Source organism: Mesorhizobium huakuii (genome assembly GCF_030160235.1).
GTDB classification, from domain to species: domain Bacteria; phylum Pseudomonadota; class Alphaproteobacteria; order Rhizobiales; family Rhizobiaceae; genus Mesorhizobium; species Mesorhizobium huakuii.
In genome coordinates, this window is the sequence record NZ_BSNY01000034.1 from 186,289 (window position 1) to 200,064 (window position 13,776).

The following is a 13,776-nucleotide window of genomic DNA, read 5'->3' on the forward strand; positions in this document are numbered from 1 at the left end:
CCGTTTCCTTTGGCGCTGGCATATGCAACCACACCCGCTGGCCCATGGTCTGTGCCAATGCCGGCGGCATAGTCGTGGCACAAAGGCAAACAAGCAGCCGATGGTGGACCAACCGCCGCCCTGTTTCCGTGAAAAAGTGGAGTGCCTCCATGTCAGTGGTTCTTGAAAAGCAGGAAGCGGCGGCGGATCAGCGCTCGCGCCGCTCCGGTGGACGCGAAGCGCGCCGTGCCATGCGGGCAGCGCCGCTCGCCGACGACATCAGGCCGGTGCGCGCCGGCCTCGAGGGCGGCAGCTACGGACCGTTGCGCGGTAACGACCAGGAACGCATCCACGAGGCGGTGCTGACGCTGCTGGAAACGGTCGGTTTCGCCAATGCCATCCCCTCATGCATCGAGGCACTGACCAAGGCCGGCGCCACCTATGGCGACGATGGCCGCATCCGCTTCCCGCGCGCGCTGGTTCTCGATACCATCAAAAAAGCGGCGCGCAATTTCACCTTGCACGGCCAGGACCCGAGACATGACATGGTGATCCAGGGCAAGCGCGTGCATTACGGCACGGCCGGTGCCGCCGTCCATCTGGTCGATGTCGAGAAGCGCGAATACCGCGAATCGCTGCTGCAGGACATCTATGACGCCGCCCGCATCGTCGACGGGCTCGACAACATCCATTTCTTCCAGCGGCCGATGGTGCCGCGCGACATTCCCGATCCGCTCGAAATGGACTTCAACACGCTCTATGCCTGCGTGATGGGCACGTCCAAGCATGTCGGCACCTCGTTCACGGTGCGCGAGAACGTGCAGCCGGCGCTCGAAATGCTCTATGCCATTGCCGGCGGCGAGGAGAATTTCCGCGCCCGGCCGTTCGTTTCGAACTCCAACTGCTTCGTCGTGCCGCCGATGAAATTCGCCGAGGACGCCTGCGGCGTGCTCGAGGCCTGCGTCGAAGGCGGCATCCCGATCCTGCTTTTGTCGGCCGGCCAGGCCGGCGCGACCGCGCCGGCGGCGATTGCCGGCGCCGTGGTGCAGGCCGTGGCCGAAGTGCTGGCCGGCCTGGTCTATGTCAACGCCATCAAGCCGGGACATCCGGCGATCTTCGGCACATGGCCGTTCGTGTCGGACCTGCGGACCGGCGCCATGTCGGGCGGCTCGGCCGAGCAGGCGGTGCTGACCGCGGCCTGCGCGCAGATGGCGCAGTTCTACGATCTGCCGGGCGGTTCGGCCGCCGGCATGACGGATTCGAAACTGCCCGACATCCAGTCCGGCTACGAAAAGGGCATCACCGACGTGATGGCCGGCCTTGCCGGGCTCAACCTGGTCTATGAATCGGCAGGCATGCATGCCTCGCTGCTTGGCTTCTGCCTGGAAAGCCTGATCATCGACAATGACATGCTTGGCCATTGCCTGCGCTGCGTGCGCGGCATCGAGGTGACCGACGAGGCGCTGTCGATCGACACGATCGCCGAAGTCTGCCTGAATGGGCCGGGCCACTATCTCGGCAACGAGCAGACGCTGCGGCTGATGCAGACGGAGTATTTCTATCCAGCCGTCGGCGACCGGTTTTCGCCGAAGGAATGGAACGAGAAGGGTCGGCCCGACATATTGCAGCGCGCGATCATCGAGAAGAAGCGCATCCTTGCCGAGCGTTTCCCACGCCATGTCCCAAAGCTGCTCGATGACAAATTGCGCGCCCGCTTCGGCGACATGATCAAGCTGCCGCGCGCCAATATGGGTGGATAGCCGGTTTGCAGACCGGCATCATCGCCTGAATACCAACATGCCCTAGTCGGTGCCCAGCCGGTAGCGCTCGACGACCTCTGCATTGATCAGCTTGGCGTGCAGTGCCATCAACACGATCTGGGCGTCGAAACTGTCGCCGGCTTCCACCGCGGCCTCGATCCGGCGCTCGACGTCCTGCCGTTGCTGCAAGCCATGCGCGCTTTCGAAGGTTTCCGGCCCAGCGATGCAATAGCTGAACAGCCGCGCCACGTCCGGATAGGCCTGCGGCGGCGGCTCGTCGGGCCAGCGATCCTTCATCAGATTGACGATTGTGAGTTTCACGCCCTCCGGCACGAGGGCGGGATGCAGGTCGGCGCCGCGCAAGGCGGTATCGAGCTGCCTCAGATCACCCGAGCGGCCGAACATGCCGAGAAAACCGAGGGAAGAGCGTCGTTGCGCCATGATGTTCCAATCCGTTTCCGACCACTTAAGTGGTCGGAAAGCGGAATACAAAGCAGATAGACATCTAGCCACCCGCCGCCAGCAGCAAGACGCCAGCCAAGGCTGATCCGGCGAGCGTCGGCAGCATGCCGATCTTCAGCTTCAGGATGGCGATCATCGCGGCCAGGGAAAGCAGCGCCGCACGCCAGTCGATCGACGAAAGCACCGGCACGTTCATGCCGAGGCTCATTGCGTGCACCTCTCGGAAAACGACGTGCAAGGCAAACCACAAAGCGAGATTCATGATGACGCCGACAACAGCGGCGGTAATCGCGCCGAGCGCCGCCGACAAGGCCCTGTTGCCGCGCAGGGCCTCGATATAGGGGGCACCGAGGAATATCCAGAAGAAGCAGGGCGTGAAGGTCGCCCACAAGGTCAGCAGCGCTCCGAGCGATCCGGCAAGCAATGGGTTCAACGAGCCGGCGTGGCGGAACGCCGCGATGAAGCCGACAAACTGCAGCACCAGGATGAGCGGGCCAGGCGTCGTTTCGGCAAGTCCAAGCCCATCGACCATTTCACCGGGAGCCAGCCAGCCGAAGGACTGGACGGCTGCCTGCGCGACATAGGCCAGCACCGCATAGGCGCCACCGAAGGTGACGACCGCCATCAGGCTGAAGAACCGGCCGATCTCCGTCCACACACTGGCAGAACCGGTGAACCACCAGATCAGGAGAACAGGTCCGAGCCAGATCGGCAGCCAGATCGCGACAGTGCGCGGCGCATGCCATCTGGTCGGTTTGACATGGGTCAGTTCGCCGCGTTCGAACATCAGGTCGACGGCGCCCTTGACATCAGGGCCATCACCCTTGCCATGCGCCGAACCGGAGAAGAGGCCCGGAGCGAGGCGGTTTCCCAGCCATCCTGTCAGGCCAGCAAGCAGGATGATCAGCGGGAACGGCACATTCAACGCGTAGATGGCGATGAAGGCCACGACCGCGATCGACACCATGGCCGGGTTCTTCAGGGCGCGCCGTCCGATGCGGATCACCGCCTCGATGACGATGGCAAGCACCGCCGCCTTCACCCCGAGGAAAAGCGCCTCGACGAGCGGCATGTCGCCATAGAGCACATAGAGGCTGCTCAGGATCAGCATCACGAGCGCGCCGGGCAGGACGAACAGGATGCCGGCGACAAGGCCGCCGATCGTCCTGTGCAGCAGCCAGCCGATATAGATGGCGAGTTGCTGGGCTTCCGGGCCAGGCAAGAGCATGCAGTAGTTCAGCGCATGCAGGAAACGCTGTTCGCCGATCCAGCGCCGCTCCTCGACCAGTTCCCTGTGCATCAGGGCGATCTGTCCCGCCGGCCCGCCGAAGCTGAGCAGTCCGATCTTCGCCCAGAGCTTCACGGCTTCGGCAAAGGTCGGCACAGCCGGCGCCTCGACGTTCCCCGACTTGTGTGCAGGCGCAACGGCGATCATGACGGCTTACCTGCGCTGGGCCAGTTGTGCGTTTCCTCGGTGGCGTCGCGGCACCAGCGGAAGAACGCATCGTAGAGCAGCATGCCTGCTTCCAGTTGTTCCAGATCGTCGCGGAACATCCGCGACAGGCCAAGAGAGGCGGCCAGAAAGCCGGCCGCCTGGGGCACCAGATCGAGCCTTGCGGTGTCGGCCGCGCGCACGATCGCGGCGAGGCGGTCGAGTGCGATGGATTCCAGCCCGAATTCCTCGATCATCGTGTCGAAGGTGCAGCGTTCACCACGATGGCTCCAGAACACATTGTCGATGTCGAAAGGCACGGCCTGAAAGCGGTCGGCGACAGCAGGCACTTCGGCCGCCTCGACAAACAGGAAGACCGCATGAGGATCGACGAAACGCCGGATCAGCCAGGGGCAGGCGATGCGGTCGACCTTCGGGCGTGCCCGCGTCACCCACACGGTGCGCCCCTTTTCGTCGCGCGCCGGCAATTTGTGGGTGCTGACCAAGAGCCCATCTGCCTCGCGCCAGGCTTCGAACCCACCTTCAAGGGATTCGGCGGGAATCCCCTCATGGCGCAGCCATGCGGCGACACCTTGCGAGAGCTTCAGGCCTTTCTGGCAGACGACCGCCACAGGCCTGCCGGCGAAATCGGGCCCCCAGGTCGAAACGGTTTTGAAGTCACGCCGGATCGAGGCCGGCAGCAGGCGCGGATCGGCGTCGAAATCCTCATCGATGCGAACATCGATGATTACCGGGGCTCCCGGCAGGCCGACCAGACGGGACAGTTGCGATACGGTGATAGCGGTTGTTGACGGCATGGCGTCCACCTCCTGATAGAGAAGCCTGGACGCGAACGTTGGGCTGACGCCTCACGGGGTCGTCGCGATGCACCCCTTGGCCGCAATGGTGGATTTGTTGGGAGCGCTTGTCAAGGATCGTGACCAGCCTCGACCGGGACGAACCATGCTGAAGGGAAAACAACGGCGGCCCGATTGACCAGGCCGCCGTCGATTCAGTGTCAGTGATTGTCCCGGAGCAATCCGTGATTGTCCCCCGGAGCAATCAGTGATTGTCCCTGGGCACGCCCCTGGTGTGAGCGACATCCTGGTATTTCACCGCCGGCTTCAGCACCATGCCCTGGTCGAACTGGTCGACCATGCCGCGCTGGATTTCCTGCCATGGCGTCTGGTGCTGCGGATAGTGGTAGCCGCCATTGCCCTGCAGCGCCGCGCGCCGCTTGGCGATCTCCTCGTCGCTGACCAGAATGTTGGCGGTGCCTTTGTTCAGGTCGATGCGGACGCGGTCGCCGGTCTTGAGCAGCGCCAGTCCGCCGCCAATGGCGGCTTCCGGCGAGGCGTTGAGGATCGACGGCGAGCCCGACGTACCCGACTGGCGGCCGTCACCGATACAGGCCAGCGCATGGATGCCCTTCTTGATGAGGTAGGCCGGCGGCTGCATGTTGACGACCTCGGCGCCACCGGGATAGCCGACCGGGCCGGCGCCGCGCATGAACAGGATCGTGTGTTCGTCGATGCCTTGCGCCGGATCGTCGATGCGGGCGTGGTAATCCTCCGGCCCGTCGAAGACCATGGCGTTGCCTTCGAAAGCTTCGGGATCCTTTGGGTTGGACAAATAGCGCTCGCGGAATTCCGGCGAGATGCCGCTGGTCTTCATGATCGCCGAATCGAACAGATTGCCGCTGAGGTTGATGAAACCGGCATTGATCTTCAACGGCTTGTCGACGCTGCGGATGACGTCGGCGTTTTCGACGACCGCCGCCTTGCAATTGTCGCCGATCGACTTGCCATTGGCGGTCAGCGCATCGGGATGCGGCAACAGCCCGCCCTTCATCAGCTCGGCCACCACGGCCGGCACGCCGCCGGCGTGATGATAGTCCTCGCCGAGATACTCGCCCGTCGGCTGCAGGTTGACGATGAGCGGCACCTTGAGGCCGATCTCCTGCCAGTCGTCATTGTCGAGCGGCACGCCGAGATGGCGGGCAATGGCGTTGAGATGGATCGGCGCGTTGGTCGAGCCGCCGATCGCCGAATTGACGACGATGGCGTTCTCGAAGGCCTTGCGCGTCATGATGTCCGAGGGCTTCAAATCCTCATGCACCATGTCGACGATGCGCTTGCCCGTCTCGTAGGCGATCTGCCCGCGCTCACGGTAAGGCGCCGGGATGGCGGCCGAGCCCGGCAGCTGCATGCCGAGCGCCTCGGCCAGCGAATTCATCGTGGTGGCGGTGCCCATCGTGTTGCAGTAGCCGGTGGAGGGCGCCGAGGAGGCGACGATGTCCATGAACTCGTCATAGTCGATCTCGCCGGCCGACAGGCGCTGGCGCGATTCCCAGACGATGGTGCCGGAGCCTGTGCGCTTGCCCTTGTGCCAGCCGTTGAGCATAGGGCCGACCGACAGCGCGATGGCCGGGATGTTGACGGTGGCCGCCGCCATGAGCAGCGCCGGCGTCGTCTTGTCGCAACCGATGGTCAGCACGACACCGTCGAGCGGATAGCCGTAGAGAACCTCGACGAGGCCGAGATAGGCAAGGTTGCGGTCAAGCGCCGCGGTCGGGCGCTTGCCGGTTTCCTGGATCGGATGGCAGGGGAATTCGAAGGGAATGCCGCCCATCGAGACGATGCCTTCGCGCACGCGCTTGGCAAGCTCGATATGGTGCCGGTTGCAGGGCGACAGATCCGAGCCGGTTTGGGCGATGCCGATCAGCGGCTTGCCTGACATCAGTTCGGCACGCGTCAGTCCGTAATTCAGGTAGCGCTCCAGATAGAGCGCCGTCATGCCGGGGTTGTCGGGGTTGTCGAACCACTCCTGCGAGCGGAATTTTTTCTTCTTGGTGGGGGCGCCGGCCATCACGGTCTCCGTATTTGTATGACAAATCGATATGACAACGCGTCAATGCAAGCAAGGGGCACGCGCGCTCCCAACCCGCACTTTGGTGCGATAGACACAACAGCACCTCTGCGCTAGGGCTTTGAACCATTGTTTCCGGGAGGTTCTTGATGGCTTTGGTGATCGAAGGCGAGGAACGCATTGCCGCACCCCTGCAAAAAGTCTGGGAAGCGCTGAACGATCCCGAGGTTTTGAAGGCGACCATTCCCGGCTGCCAGAGCCTCGATATGAAGTCGCCGACCGAGATGGCCGCAACGGTGGTGCTGAAGATCGGGCCGATCAAGGCGACCTTCAACGGCGAAGTGACGCTGAAAAATCTCAAGCCGCCGCATTCCTACACCATCCAGGGCGAAGGCAAGGGCGGCATTGCCGGCTTCGCCAAGGGCGGCGCCGACGTGACGCTGACCGAGGATGGGCCGGATGCCACGGTGCTCAAATACGCGGCCAAGGCCGATGTCGGCGGCAAGATCGCCCAGCTCGGCAGCCGGCTGATCGAATCGACGTCGAAGAAACTGGCCGGGCAGTTCTTTTCCAGTTTCGGCGAGAAGGTCGGCGGCTGACCCCTCTGCTGCGGGGTCACTCGAAGACGATGCTCGGCACCGCCGCTTCGGCCGCGCCGCGTTCTTCATTGACCCTGTCCCAGACCTTGGCTGCGATGTCGCGATAGGTTTTGGCCTCGGCGCTATCGGGCTTCGAGACAACCACTGGCGCCCCGGCATCCGAGCTTTCGCGGATTCCCATTTCCAGCGGCACTTCGCCGAGGAAAGTGACGCCGAGGCGTTCGGCCTCGCGGCGCGCACCGCCATGGCCGAAAATGTCGTAGCGCTTGCCGGTGTCCGGGGCGATGAAATAGCTCATGTTCTCGACGATGCCGAGCAGCGGCACGTCGACCTTCTTGAACATGTTCAGCCCCTTGCGGGCGTCGATCAGAGCCAGGTCCTGCGGTGTCGAGACGATGACGGCGCCGGCCAGCGGCACCTGCTGCGCCATGGTCAGCTGCGCGTCGCCGGTGCCGGGTGGCATGTCGACGACGAGCACGTCGAGCCGGCCCCATTCGACCTCGCGAAGCATCTGCGTCAGCGCCGACATCACCATCGGCCCGCGCCAGATCATCGGCGTCTCCTCATCGACGAGGAAGCCCATCGACATCACCTTGAGGCCGTAATTCTCCATCGGCTTCAGGATCTTGCCGTCAACCGTCTGCGGCCGGCCGTGAATGTTGAGCAGCTTCGGCATGGACGGGCCGTAGATGTCGGCATCGAGCACGCCGACGCGCAAGCCATTGGCGGCAAGGCCGAGCGCGAGGTTGACGGCGGTGGTCGATTTGCCGACGCCGCCCTTGCCCGAGGCAACGGCGATGATCGCCTCGATACCGGGTACGCCGCGCTTGCCCGAACTGTGCGAAGCGGGGGCATGCGGCGCGGGGCGCTGCGGAGCCGCCGGCGGTGCCGGCCTGGGCGCCGGGCGCGCTGGGACCGGTGCCTCCATGCCGCCGCCCTTCTTTTCCGCCGTCAGCGCCACCACGGCGCCGGCAACCCCTGGAATTGCCTTGACGACGCGCTCGGCGGCGGCGCGCAGCGGTTCCATCTCCTGCGCCCTGGCGGCGGGAACGGTGATCGAGAAGAACACTTTCGAATCGGCGATGAAAATCTCGGAAACCATGCCGAGGTCGACGATGTTGCCGGTAAAGTCCGGCCCGTTGACCGTCTTCAGGCGCTCGGTGACGATTTCCTTGGTGACGGACATGATCTTTCCTCGGCGTTTGGCATCCAGATAGTGCAGTTTCCGGCGAGAACCAAGCCGTGACGCAAAGGCTTGCGCAGCGTGCCACGGAAAACGACCGATGCTGTCGCCGGATGACGCTTCCGGCCGATTGCCGATGGCCAAACGGGCGGCGTGCCCTATTTCGGTTGCCTGGATGAGGACACGATGGTCCGGGAAGGAGACGGTCATGCTCGAAAACAGCAACGCAACGGCCAATCTCGCCGTCAGGGACCTGACAAAGGCAAAGGCCTTCTATGAAGGCACGCTAGGCCTCAGGCAGGTCGACGATATGGGCGGCGAGCTTGTCGTCTACAAAAGCGGCGACACGCTCATCAATGTCTACCATTCGCAATTCGCAGGTACCAACAAGGCGACGGCAGTGACGTGGACGGTGGGCGATCAGATCGAGACTGTCGTCAAATCATTGAAATCGAAAGGCGTTGTCTTCGAGCATTACGAAATGCCCGGCCTGACGATCAAGGGCGACATCCATGTCGGCCAAGGCATGAAGGTCGCCTGGTTCAAGGACCCGGACGGCAACATCCTGAACCTCGTCGACAAATAGGCTTCGGCGCTCCGCGTCAGCCTGCCAGGTTCGTGACGAAATAAGTGAGGGCCGAGATCGCCGCCGTCGCCGGCAAGGTGACGATCCAGGCAATGACGATGTTGCCGGCGATGCCCCAGCGCACGGCCGAGACGCGGCGGGCCGCGCCGACGCCGATGATGGCGCCGGTAATCGTATGGGTGGTCGATACGGGAACGCCGAGCCAGGTGGCGGCGAACAGCGTGATGGCACCGCCGGTTTCGGCGCAGAAGCCCTGCATCGGGTTGAGCCGGGTGATCTTCGAACCCATTGTGTGGACGATCCGCCAGCCGCCCAACAGCGTGCCAAGCGCCAGCGCCGACTGGCAGGTCAGGACGACCCACAGCGGCACGTAGAATTTCTCGCCGAGCATGCCTTGCGAATAGAGCAGCACGGCGATGATGCCCATGGTCTTCTGGGCATCGTTGCCGCCGTGGCCGAGCGAATAGAGCGAGGCGGAAAAGAACTGCAGGACGCGAAAGGTGCTGTCGACGGCGAACGGCGTCTGGCGCACGAACAGCCACGAAACCACCAGGATCAGGACGAGCGCCAGGACAAACCCGGTCGCCGGCGAGAGCACGATCGCGGCGACCGTCTTGCCAAGTCCCGACCAGACGATGGCACCGATGCCCCCTTTTGCGACGCCGGCACCGACCAGCCCGCCGATCAGCGCGTGCGAACTGCTCGAGGGGATGCCGGCGATCCAGGTGACGATGTTCCAGACGATGGCGCCGACGAGGGCCGAGAAGATCACCGCCGGCGTGACGATGCTGACGTCGACGATGCCTTTCCCCACGGTCTCGGCGACATGAAGGCCGAAGAACATGAAGGCAATGAAGTTGAAGAAGGCCGCCCAGAGCACCGCATATTGCGGCCGGAGCACGCGGGTGGAAACGATGGTGGCTATGGAATTAGCCGCATCGTGCAGGCCATTGAGAAAATCGAAGAATAGCGCGACGGCGACGAGGCCGGCCAGCAGGGGGAAAGCGATCGCGACGTCCATCGCCTAGACGTTCTCGATGACGATGCCGCTGATCTCGTTGGCGACGTCCTCGAAACGGTCGACCACCTTCTCCAGCTGGCCATAGATCTCGCTGCCGATGAGATAGGCCATCGCGTCGCCGCGGCCATGGCGCCTGAACAGATCCTTAAGGCCCTGCTCATGCAGATCGTCGGCCCGGCCTTCGGCGCGCATCACCTCCTCGGCAAGGGCATTGAGGCGTGCGCTGTTGGCGCCGACCTTGGCAAGCAGCGGGATTGCTTCCGCGACCAGCCGGGCGGCGTCGACGATGACGGCGCCCATTTCCTGCATCAGCGGATCGAACTCCCTTTTCTCGAACAGCCTCACCGTCTTGACGGTCTTGTGCATCATGTCGATGGCGTCATCCATCGACTGGATCAGATCCTTGATGTCGCCGCGATCGAAAGGCGTGATGAAGGAGCGCCGCACGGCAAGCAGGACTTCCGCGGTGATATGATCGGCCTCATCCTCGAGATCGACGATCTTCTGGCACCAGCGATCGATGTCCTTGCCCTGGAGAAGCTGCTGCAGCGCTTCCGCGCCCCCGACCACGGTGCGGGAATGCCGCTCGAACAGCTCGAAGAAACGATCTTCCCGCGGCAGCAGCTTGCGGAACCAGCCCAGCATGTCAGTCTCCCATCGCGCCCGGTTCACGACCGTTTCATTGACATAGCGCCGCATGACGCTGCGGGAAACAGTAAGCCGGCTGAAAGATGTGGATGCGGAACGATTACGCGTGGTGCTTGCGGCAAAGGAGAATTTCCCCGAGCCTGCGCGTGACGACCGGAAGGATGGCATGATCGACAAACTCGAATTCTTCATCGCATTGGCCAAGGAAGAGCATTTCGGCCGGGCGGCGGAAGCCTGTGGGGTCACCCAGCCGACCCTGTCGGCCGGCCTCAAGCAGCTGGAGGGGCAGCTCGGCGTCATGCTGGTCAATCGCGGGTCGCGTTTCCAGGGGCTGACGCCTGAGGGCAAGCAGGTGCTGGTCTGGGCGCGCCGCATCGTCGGCGATACAAGGACCATGCGCGAGGAGATGCGCGCGGCGCGCCATGGCCTTTCCGGGCGCATCCGCATTGCCGCCATCCCGACGGCACTGGCCATGGTGGCGCGGCTGACGACGCCGTTTCGCGAAAAGCATCCGGGCGTCACCTTCTCGGTGCTGTCGCGCACCTCGATCGAAGTCTTGTCGCTGCTCGGCAATTTCGACATCGACGCCGGCATCACCTATCTCGACAACGAGCCGCTCGGGCGGGTGACCAGCGTGCCGCTCTATGACGAGCGCTATCGGCTGATCACGGCGGTCGGAAATCCCTATTCCGACCGCGACAAAGTGACATGGGCCGAGATCAGCCGGTTGCCGCTGTGCCTGCTGACGCCGGACATGCAGAACCGCCGTATCATCGACCAGCATCTGGCCGAGGCCGGCGTTCAGGTGCGGCCGACGTTGGAATCCAACTCGATGATCGTGCTGTTCTCGCACATCCGCACCGGCAAATGGTCGTCGATCATGCCGCTCAACCTTGCGGAAACATTCGGCTTTTCAGAACCGATCCGGGCCATTCCGATCGTCGAGCCCGACGCCAGCCACACGGTCGGCCTGGTGGCCGCGCCGCGCGAGCCGCACACGCCGCTCGTCCAGGCGCTGCTGGACGAGGCAATGGCGCTGGCAGACGATTTCCGCGCCCACCGCTAGGGTAGAGAATGGCGGCTGAGCGTGCTCGATAGAAGATTTCTATCAAGCGACGGATCAGCTTTATTGATTTCGCTGGTTTCCTCTGTTTTTGTAACGACTTAGCGCTAGAACGCTACCGACCAGGGAGGGCGCTGCATGACGATGCAGCCTGCAAGTACCGAGATCGCATCGCGCACGGCGGCGATTATCCAAGAGTTGAAGGGCCTCGAAGGCCCGTTGCTGCCGATCCTGCACGAGATCCAGGAAGAATTCGGCCATGTGCCGCAGGCGGCGCTGCCGGTCATCGCCGATGGGCTGAACCTCTCCAGGGCCGAGGTGCACGGCGTCGTCACCTTCTATCATGATTTCCGTGCCCGGCCGGCCGGGCGGCATGTGCTGAAGCTCTGCCAGGCCGAAGCCTGCCAGTCGATGGGCTCGGATGCCGTCGCCGCCAAGATCAAGCAGTTGCTAGGCATCGGTTTCCACGAGACCACCCGCGACGGATCGGTTACACTCGAGCCGGTCTATTGCCTCGGGCTTTGCGCCTGTTCGCCGTCGGCGATGCTGGACGGCGAGGTGATCGGGCGGCTCGATGACGAGAAGATCGACGAGATCCTTGCCGAGGTGCGCTCATGATCCCCCGCATCTACATTCCCGGCGATTCCGGTGCGCTGGCGCTCGGCGCTGAAAAGGTCGCCAAGGCGATCGCCAAGGAACTAGCAGAGCGAGGCATCGAGGCCAAGATCGTGCGCAACGGATCGCGCGGCGCCTATTTCCTCGAGCCGATGGTCGAAGTGGCGACTGCCAATGGTCGCGTCGCCTACGGACCGGTCAAGCCTTCCGACGTCAAGAGCCTGTTCGACAGCGGCTTCCTCACCGGTGGCCACCACAAGCGCTGGCTCGGCGCGCCCGACAAGATCCCGTTCCTGGCCAAGCAGACCCGGCTGACCTTCGCCCGCTGCGGCATCAACGACCCGCTGTCGCTCGACGCCTACAAGTCGCTAGGCGGGCTCAAGGGGCTGCAGAACGCCGTCGCCATGGCACCGGCCGACATTGTCAAGCAGGTTACGGATTCGGGCCTGCGCGGCCGCGGCGGCGCCGGCTTCCCGACCGGCATCAAGTGGAAGACGGTGCTGGATACGACATCCGAGCGCAAATACATCGTCTGCAACGCCGATGAGGGCGATAGCGCCACTTTCGCCGACCGCATGATCATGGAAGGCGACCCCTTCGTGCTGATCGAAGGCATGACGATCGCCGGCGTCGCCACCGGGGCGACCAAGGGCTTCGTCTATATCCGCTCGGAATATCCGCATGCGGTGGCGACAATGAACAAGGCCGTCGAAATCGCCCGCAAGGCCGGCGTGCTCGGCGTCAACGTGCTGGGTTCGCCCAACGCATTCGACATGGAAATCCGCGTCGGCGCCGGCGCCTATGTCTGCGGCGAGGAAACCTCGCTGCTGAACAGCCTGGAAGGCAAGCGCGGCGTGGTGCGCGCCAAGCCCCCGCTGCCGGCCATCCAGGGCCTGTTCGGCAAGCCGACGGTGATCAACAACGTCATCAGCCTGGCCTCGGTGCCCATCATCATGGATAAGGGTGCGGCCTTCTACAAGGATTTCGGCATGGGCCGCTCGCGCGGCACCATCCCGATCCAGATCGCCGGCAACGTCAAGCAGGGCGGCCTGTTCGAGACCGCTTTCGGCCTGACGCTCGGCGAGATCGTCGACGACATCGGCGGCGGCACGGCAACTGGCCGTCCGGTGAAGGCGGTACAGGTCGGCGGTCCGCTTGGCGCCTATTTCCCGCGCGCCCTGTTCGACACGCCGTTCGACTACGAGGAATTCGCCAAGCGCGACGGGCTGATCGGCCATGCCGGCATTACCGTGTTCGACGACACCGCCGACATGCTGAAGCAGGCGCGCTTCGCCATGGAATTCTGCGCCATCGAAAGCTGCGGCAAGTGCACGCCCTGCCGCATCGGCTCGACGCGCGGCGTCGAGACCATCGACAGGCTTGCCGCCGGCATCGAGCCGGAAAAGAACCTCGCTCTGGTCACCGACCTCTGCAACACGATGAAGTTCGGTTCGCTGTGCGCGCTGGGCGGCTTCACGCCCTATCCGGTGATGAGTTCGATCACGCATTTCCCCGAAGATTTCAAGCCCGCGCCGGCGCGCGTGGCTGCTGAATAGGAGC

Annotated in this window: 13 protein-coding genes; 6 read left to right on the top strand and 7 right to left on the bottom strand. The window is 63.8% G+C overall.

Going from position 1 to position 13,776, the window contains the following annotated elements; translation table 11 throughout:
• Window positions 1-149: 149 nt before the first annotated feature.
• Window positions 150-1,739 (top strand): trimethylamine methyltransferase family protein, encoded by a 1,590-nt coding sequence (locus QQK95_RS18340; RefSeq protein WP_284275219.1) that lies wholly within the window; start codon window positions 150-152, stop codon window positions 1,737-1,739.
• Between the two features lie 42 nt (window positions 1,740-1,781).
• Here the strand turns inward: QQK95_RS18340 and QQK95_RS18345 are convergent, their stop codons facing one another.
• The 4 genes from QQK95_RS18345 to QQK95_RS18360 all read right to left on the bottom strand — a co-directional run bounded on the left by QQK95_RS18345 (window position 1,782) and on the right by QQK95_RS18360 (window position 6,501).
• Window positions 1,782-2,180, bottom strand: coding sequence for a hypothetical protein (locus tag QQK95_RS18345; protein ID WP_284275221.1), 399 nt, complete (start codon window positions 2,178-2,180; stop codon window positions 1,782-1,784).
• A gap of 64 nt (window positions 2,181-2,244) precedes the next feature.
• Window positions 2,245-3,636: a chromate efflux transporter gene (chrA, locus tag QQK95_RS18350; protein ID WP_284275222.1), complete on the bottom strand. Its 1,392-nt coding sequence runs from the start codon at window positions 3,634-3,636 to the stop codon at window positions 2,245-2,247.
• Entirely contained in the window at window positions 3,633-4,451 is an 819-nt protein-coding gene (locus QQK95_RS18355) for a chromate resistance protein ChrB domain-containing protein (RefSeq protein WP_284275223.1), read from the bottom strand. Before QQK95_RS18355 ends, chrA begins: the two co-directional genes overlap by 4 nt.
• A 244-nt stretch (window positions 4,452-4,695) precedes the next feature.
• Window positions 4,696-6,501: an IlvD/Edd family dehydratase gene (locus QQK95_RS18360; RefSeq protein WP_284275224.1), complete on the bottom strand. Its 1,806-nt coding sequence runs from the start codon at window positions 6,499-6,501 to the stop codon at window positions 4,696-4,698.
• Between the two features lie 149 nt (window positions 6,502-6,650).
• On the opposite strand from QQK95_RS18360, the gene QQK95_RS18365 reads away from it, so the two are divergent.
• Window positions 6,651-7,100 (top strand): SRPBCC family protein, encoded by a 450-nt coding sequence (locus tag QQK95_RS18365; protein WP_019862969.1) that lies wholly within the window; start codon window positions 6,651-6,653, stop codon window positions 7,098-7,100.
• 16 nt (window positions 7,101-7,116) lie between these two features.
• Here the strand turns inward: QQK95_RS18365 and QQK95_RS18370 are convergent, their stop codons facing one another.
• Window positions 7,117-8,286 carry an Mrp/NBP35 family ATP-binding protein gene (locus QQK95_RS18370; RefSeq protein WP_284275229.1) on the bottom strand — a complete coding sequence of 390 codons (1,170 nt, stop codon included), beginning with the start codon at window positions 8,284-8,286 and terminating at the stop codon, window positions 7,117-7,119.
• Between the two features lie 205 nt (window positions 8,287-8,491).
• Here QQK95_RS18370 and QQK95_RS18375 point away from each other — a divergent pair, with 205 nt between their 5' ends.
• Window positions 8,492-8,869, top strand: a complete 378-nt coding sequence (locus QQK95_RS18375; RefSeq protein ID WP_284275231.1) for a VOC family protein — start codon at window positions 8,492-8,494, stop codon at window positions 8,867-8,869.
• Window positions 8,870-8,885: 16 nt separating this feature from the next.
• Here the strand turns inward: QQK95_RS18375 and QQK95_RS18380 are convergent, their stop codons facing one another.
• Both QQK95_RS18380 and QQK95_RS18385 read right to left on the bottom strand, forming a co-directional pair.
• Window positions 8,886-9,890 carry an inorganic phosphate transporter gene (locus QQK95_RS18380; protein WP_284275233.1) on the bottom strand — a complete coding sequence of 335 codons (1,005 nt, stop codon included), beginning with the start codon at window positions 9,888-9,890 and terminating at the stop codon, window positions 8,886-8,888.
• Between the two features lie 3 nt (window positions 9,891-9,893).
• Window positions 9,894-10,535 (bottom strand): DUF47 domain-containing protein, encoded by a 642-nt coding sequence (locus QQK95_RS18385; protein WP_143976066.1) that lies wholly within the window; start codon window positions 10,533-10,535, stop codon window positions 9,894-9,896.
• A gap of 169 nt (window positions 10,536-10,704) precedes the next feature.
• Here QQK95_RS18385 and QQK95_RS18390 point away from each other — a divergent pair, with 169 nt between their 5' ends.
• From QQK95_RS18390 to QQK95_RS18400, 3 genes are all read left to right on the top strand, one after another.
• Entirely contained in the window at window positions 10,705-11,604 is a 900-nt protein-coding gene (locus QQK95_RS18390; RefSeq protein WP_284275238.1) for a LysR family transcriptional regulator, read from the top strand.
• A 135-nt stretch (window positions 11,605-11,739) separates the two neighbouring features.
• Window positions 11,740-12,219, top strand: coding sequence for a formate dehydrogenase subunit gamma (locus QQK95_RS18395; protein WP_019862961.1), 480 nt, complete (start codon window positions 11,740-11,742; stop codon window positions 12,217-12,219).
• Entirely contained in the window at window positions 12,216-13,772 is a 1,557-nt protein-coding gene (locus tag QQK95_RS18400) for a formate dehydrogenase beta subunit (RefSeq protein ID WP_284275241.1), read from the top strand. The genes QQK95_RS18395 and QQK95_RS18400 overlap by 4 nt, the downstream gene beginning before the upstream one ends.
• Window positions 13,773-13,776: the final 4 nt, after the last annotated feature.

Bases quoted from the DNA above. Each gene is read 5' to 3' on its own strand.
- QQK95_RS18340 (WP_284275219.1), top strand. From the start codon at position 150: ATGTCAGTGGTTCTTGAAAAGCAGGAAGCGGCGGCGGATCAGCGCTCG.
- QQK95_RS18345 (WP_284275221.1), bottom strand. From the start codon at position 2,180: ATGGCGCAACGACGCTCTTCCCTCGGTTTTCTCGGCATGTTCGGCCGC.
- chrA (WP_284275222.1), bottom strand. From the start codon at position 3,636: ATGATCGCCGTTGCGCCTGCACACAAGTCGGGGAACGTCGAGGCGCCG.
- QQK95_RS18355 (WP_284275223.1), bottom strand. From the start codon at position 4,451: ATGCCGTCAACAACCGCTATCACCGTATCGCAACTGTCCCGTCTGGTC.
- QQK95_RS18360 (WP_284275224.1), bottom strand. From the start codon at position 6,501: ATGGCCGGCGCCCCCACCAAGAAGAAAAAATTCCGCTCGCAGGAGTGG.
- QQK95_RS18365 (WP_019862969.1), top strand. From the start codon at position 6,651: ATGGCTTTGGTGATCGAAGGCGAGGAACGCATTGCCGCACCCCTGCAA.
- QQK95_RS18370 (WP_284275229.1), bottom strand. From the start codon at position 8,286: ATGTCCGTCACCAAGGAAATCGTCACCGAGCGCCTGAAGACGGTCAAC.
- QQK95_RS18375 (WP_284275231.1), top strand. From the start codon at position 8,492: ATGCTCGAAAACAGCAACGCAACGGCCAATCTCGCCGTCAGGGACCTG.
- QQK95_RS18380 (WP_284275233.1), bottom strand. From the start codon at position 9,890: ATGGACGTCGCGATCGCTTTCCCCCTGCTGGCCGGCCTCGTCGCCGTC.
- QQK95_RS18385 (WP_143976066.1), bottom strand. From the start codon at position 10,535: ATGCTGGGCTGGTTCCGCAAGCTGCTGCCGCGGGAAGATCGTTTCTTC.
- QQK95_RS18390 (WP_284275238.1), top strand. From the start codon at position 10,705: ATGATCGACAAACTCGAATTCTTCATCGCATTGGCCAAGGAAGAGCAT.
- QQK95_RS18395 (WP_019862961.1), top strand. From the start codon at position 11,740: ATGACGATGCAGCCTGCAAGTACCGAGATCGCATCGCGCACGGCGGCG.
- QQK95_RS18400 (WP_284275241.1), top strand. From the start codon at position 12,216: ATGATCCCCCGCATCTACATTCCCGGCGATTCCGGTGCGCTGGCGCTC.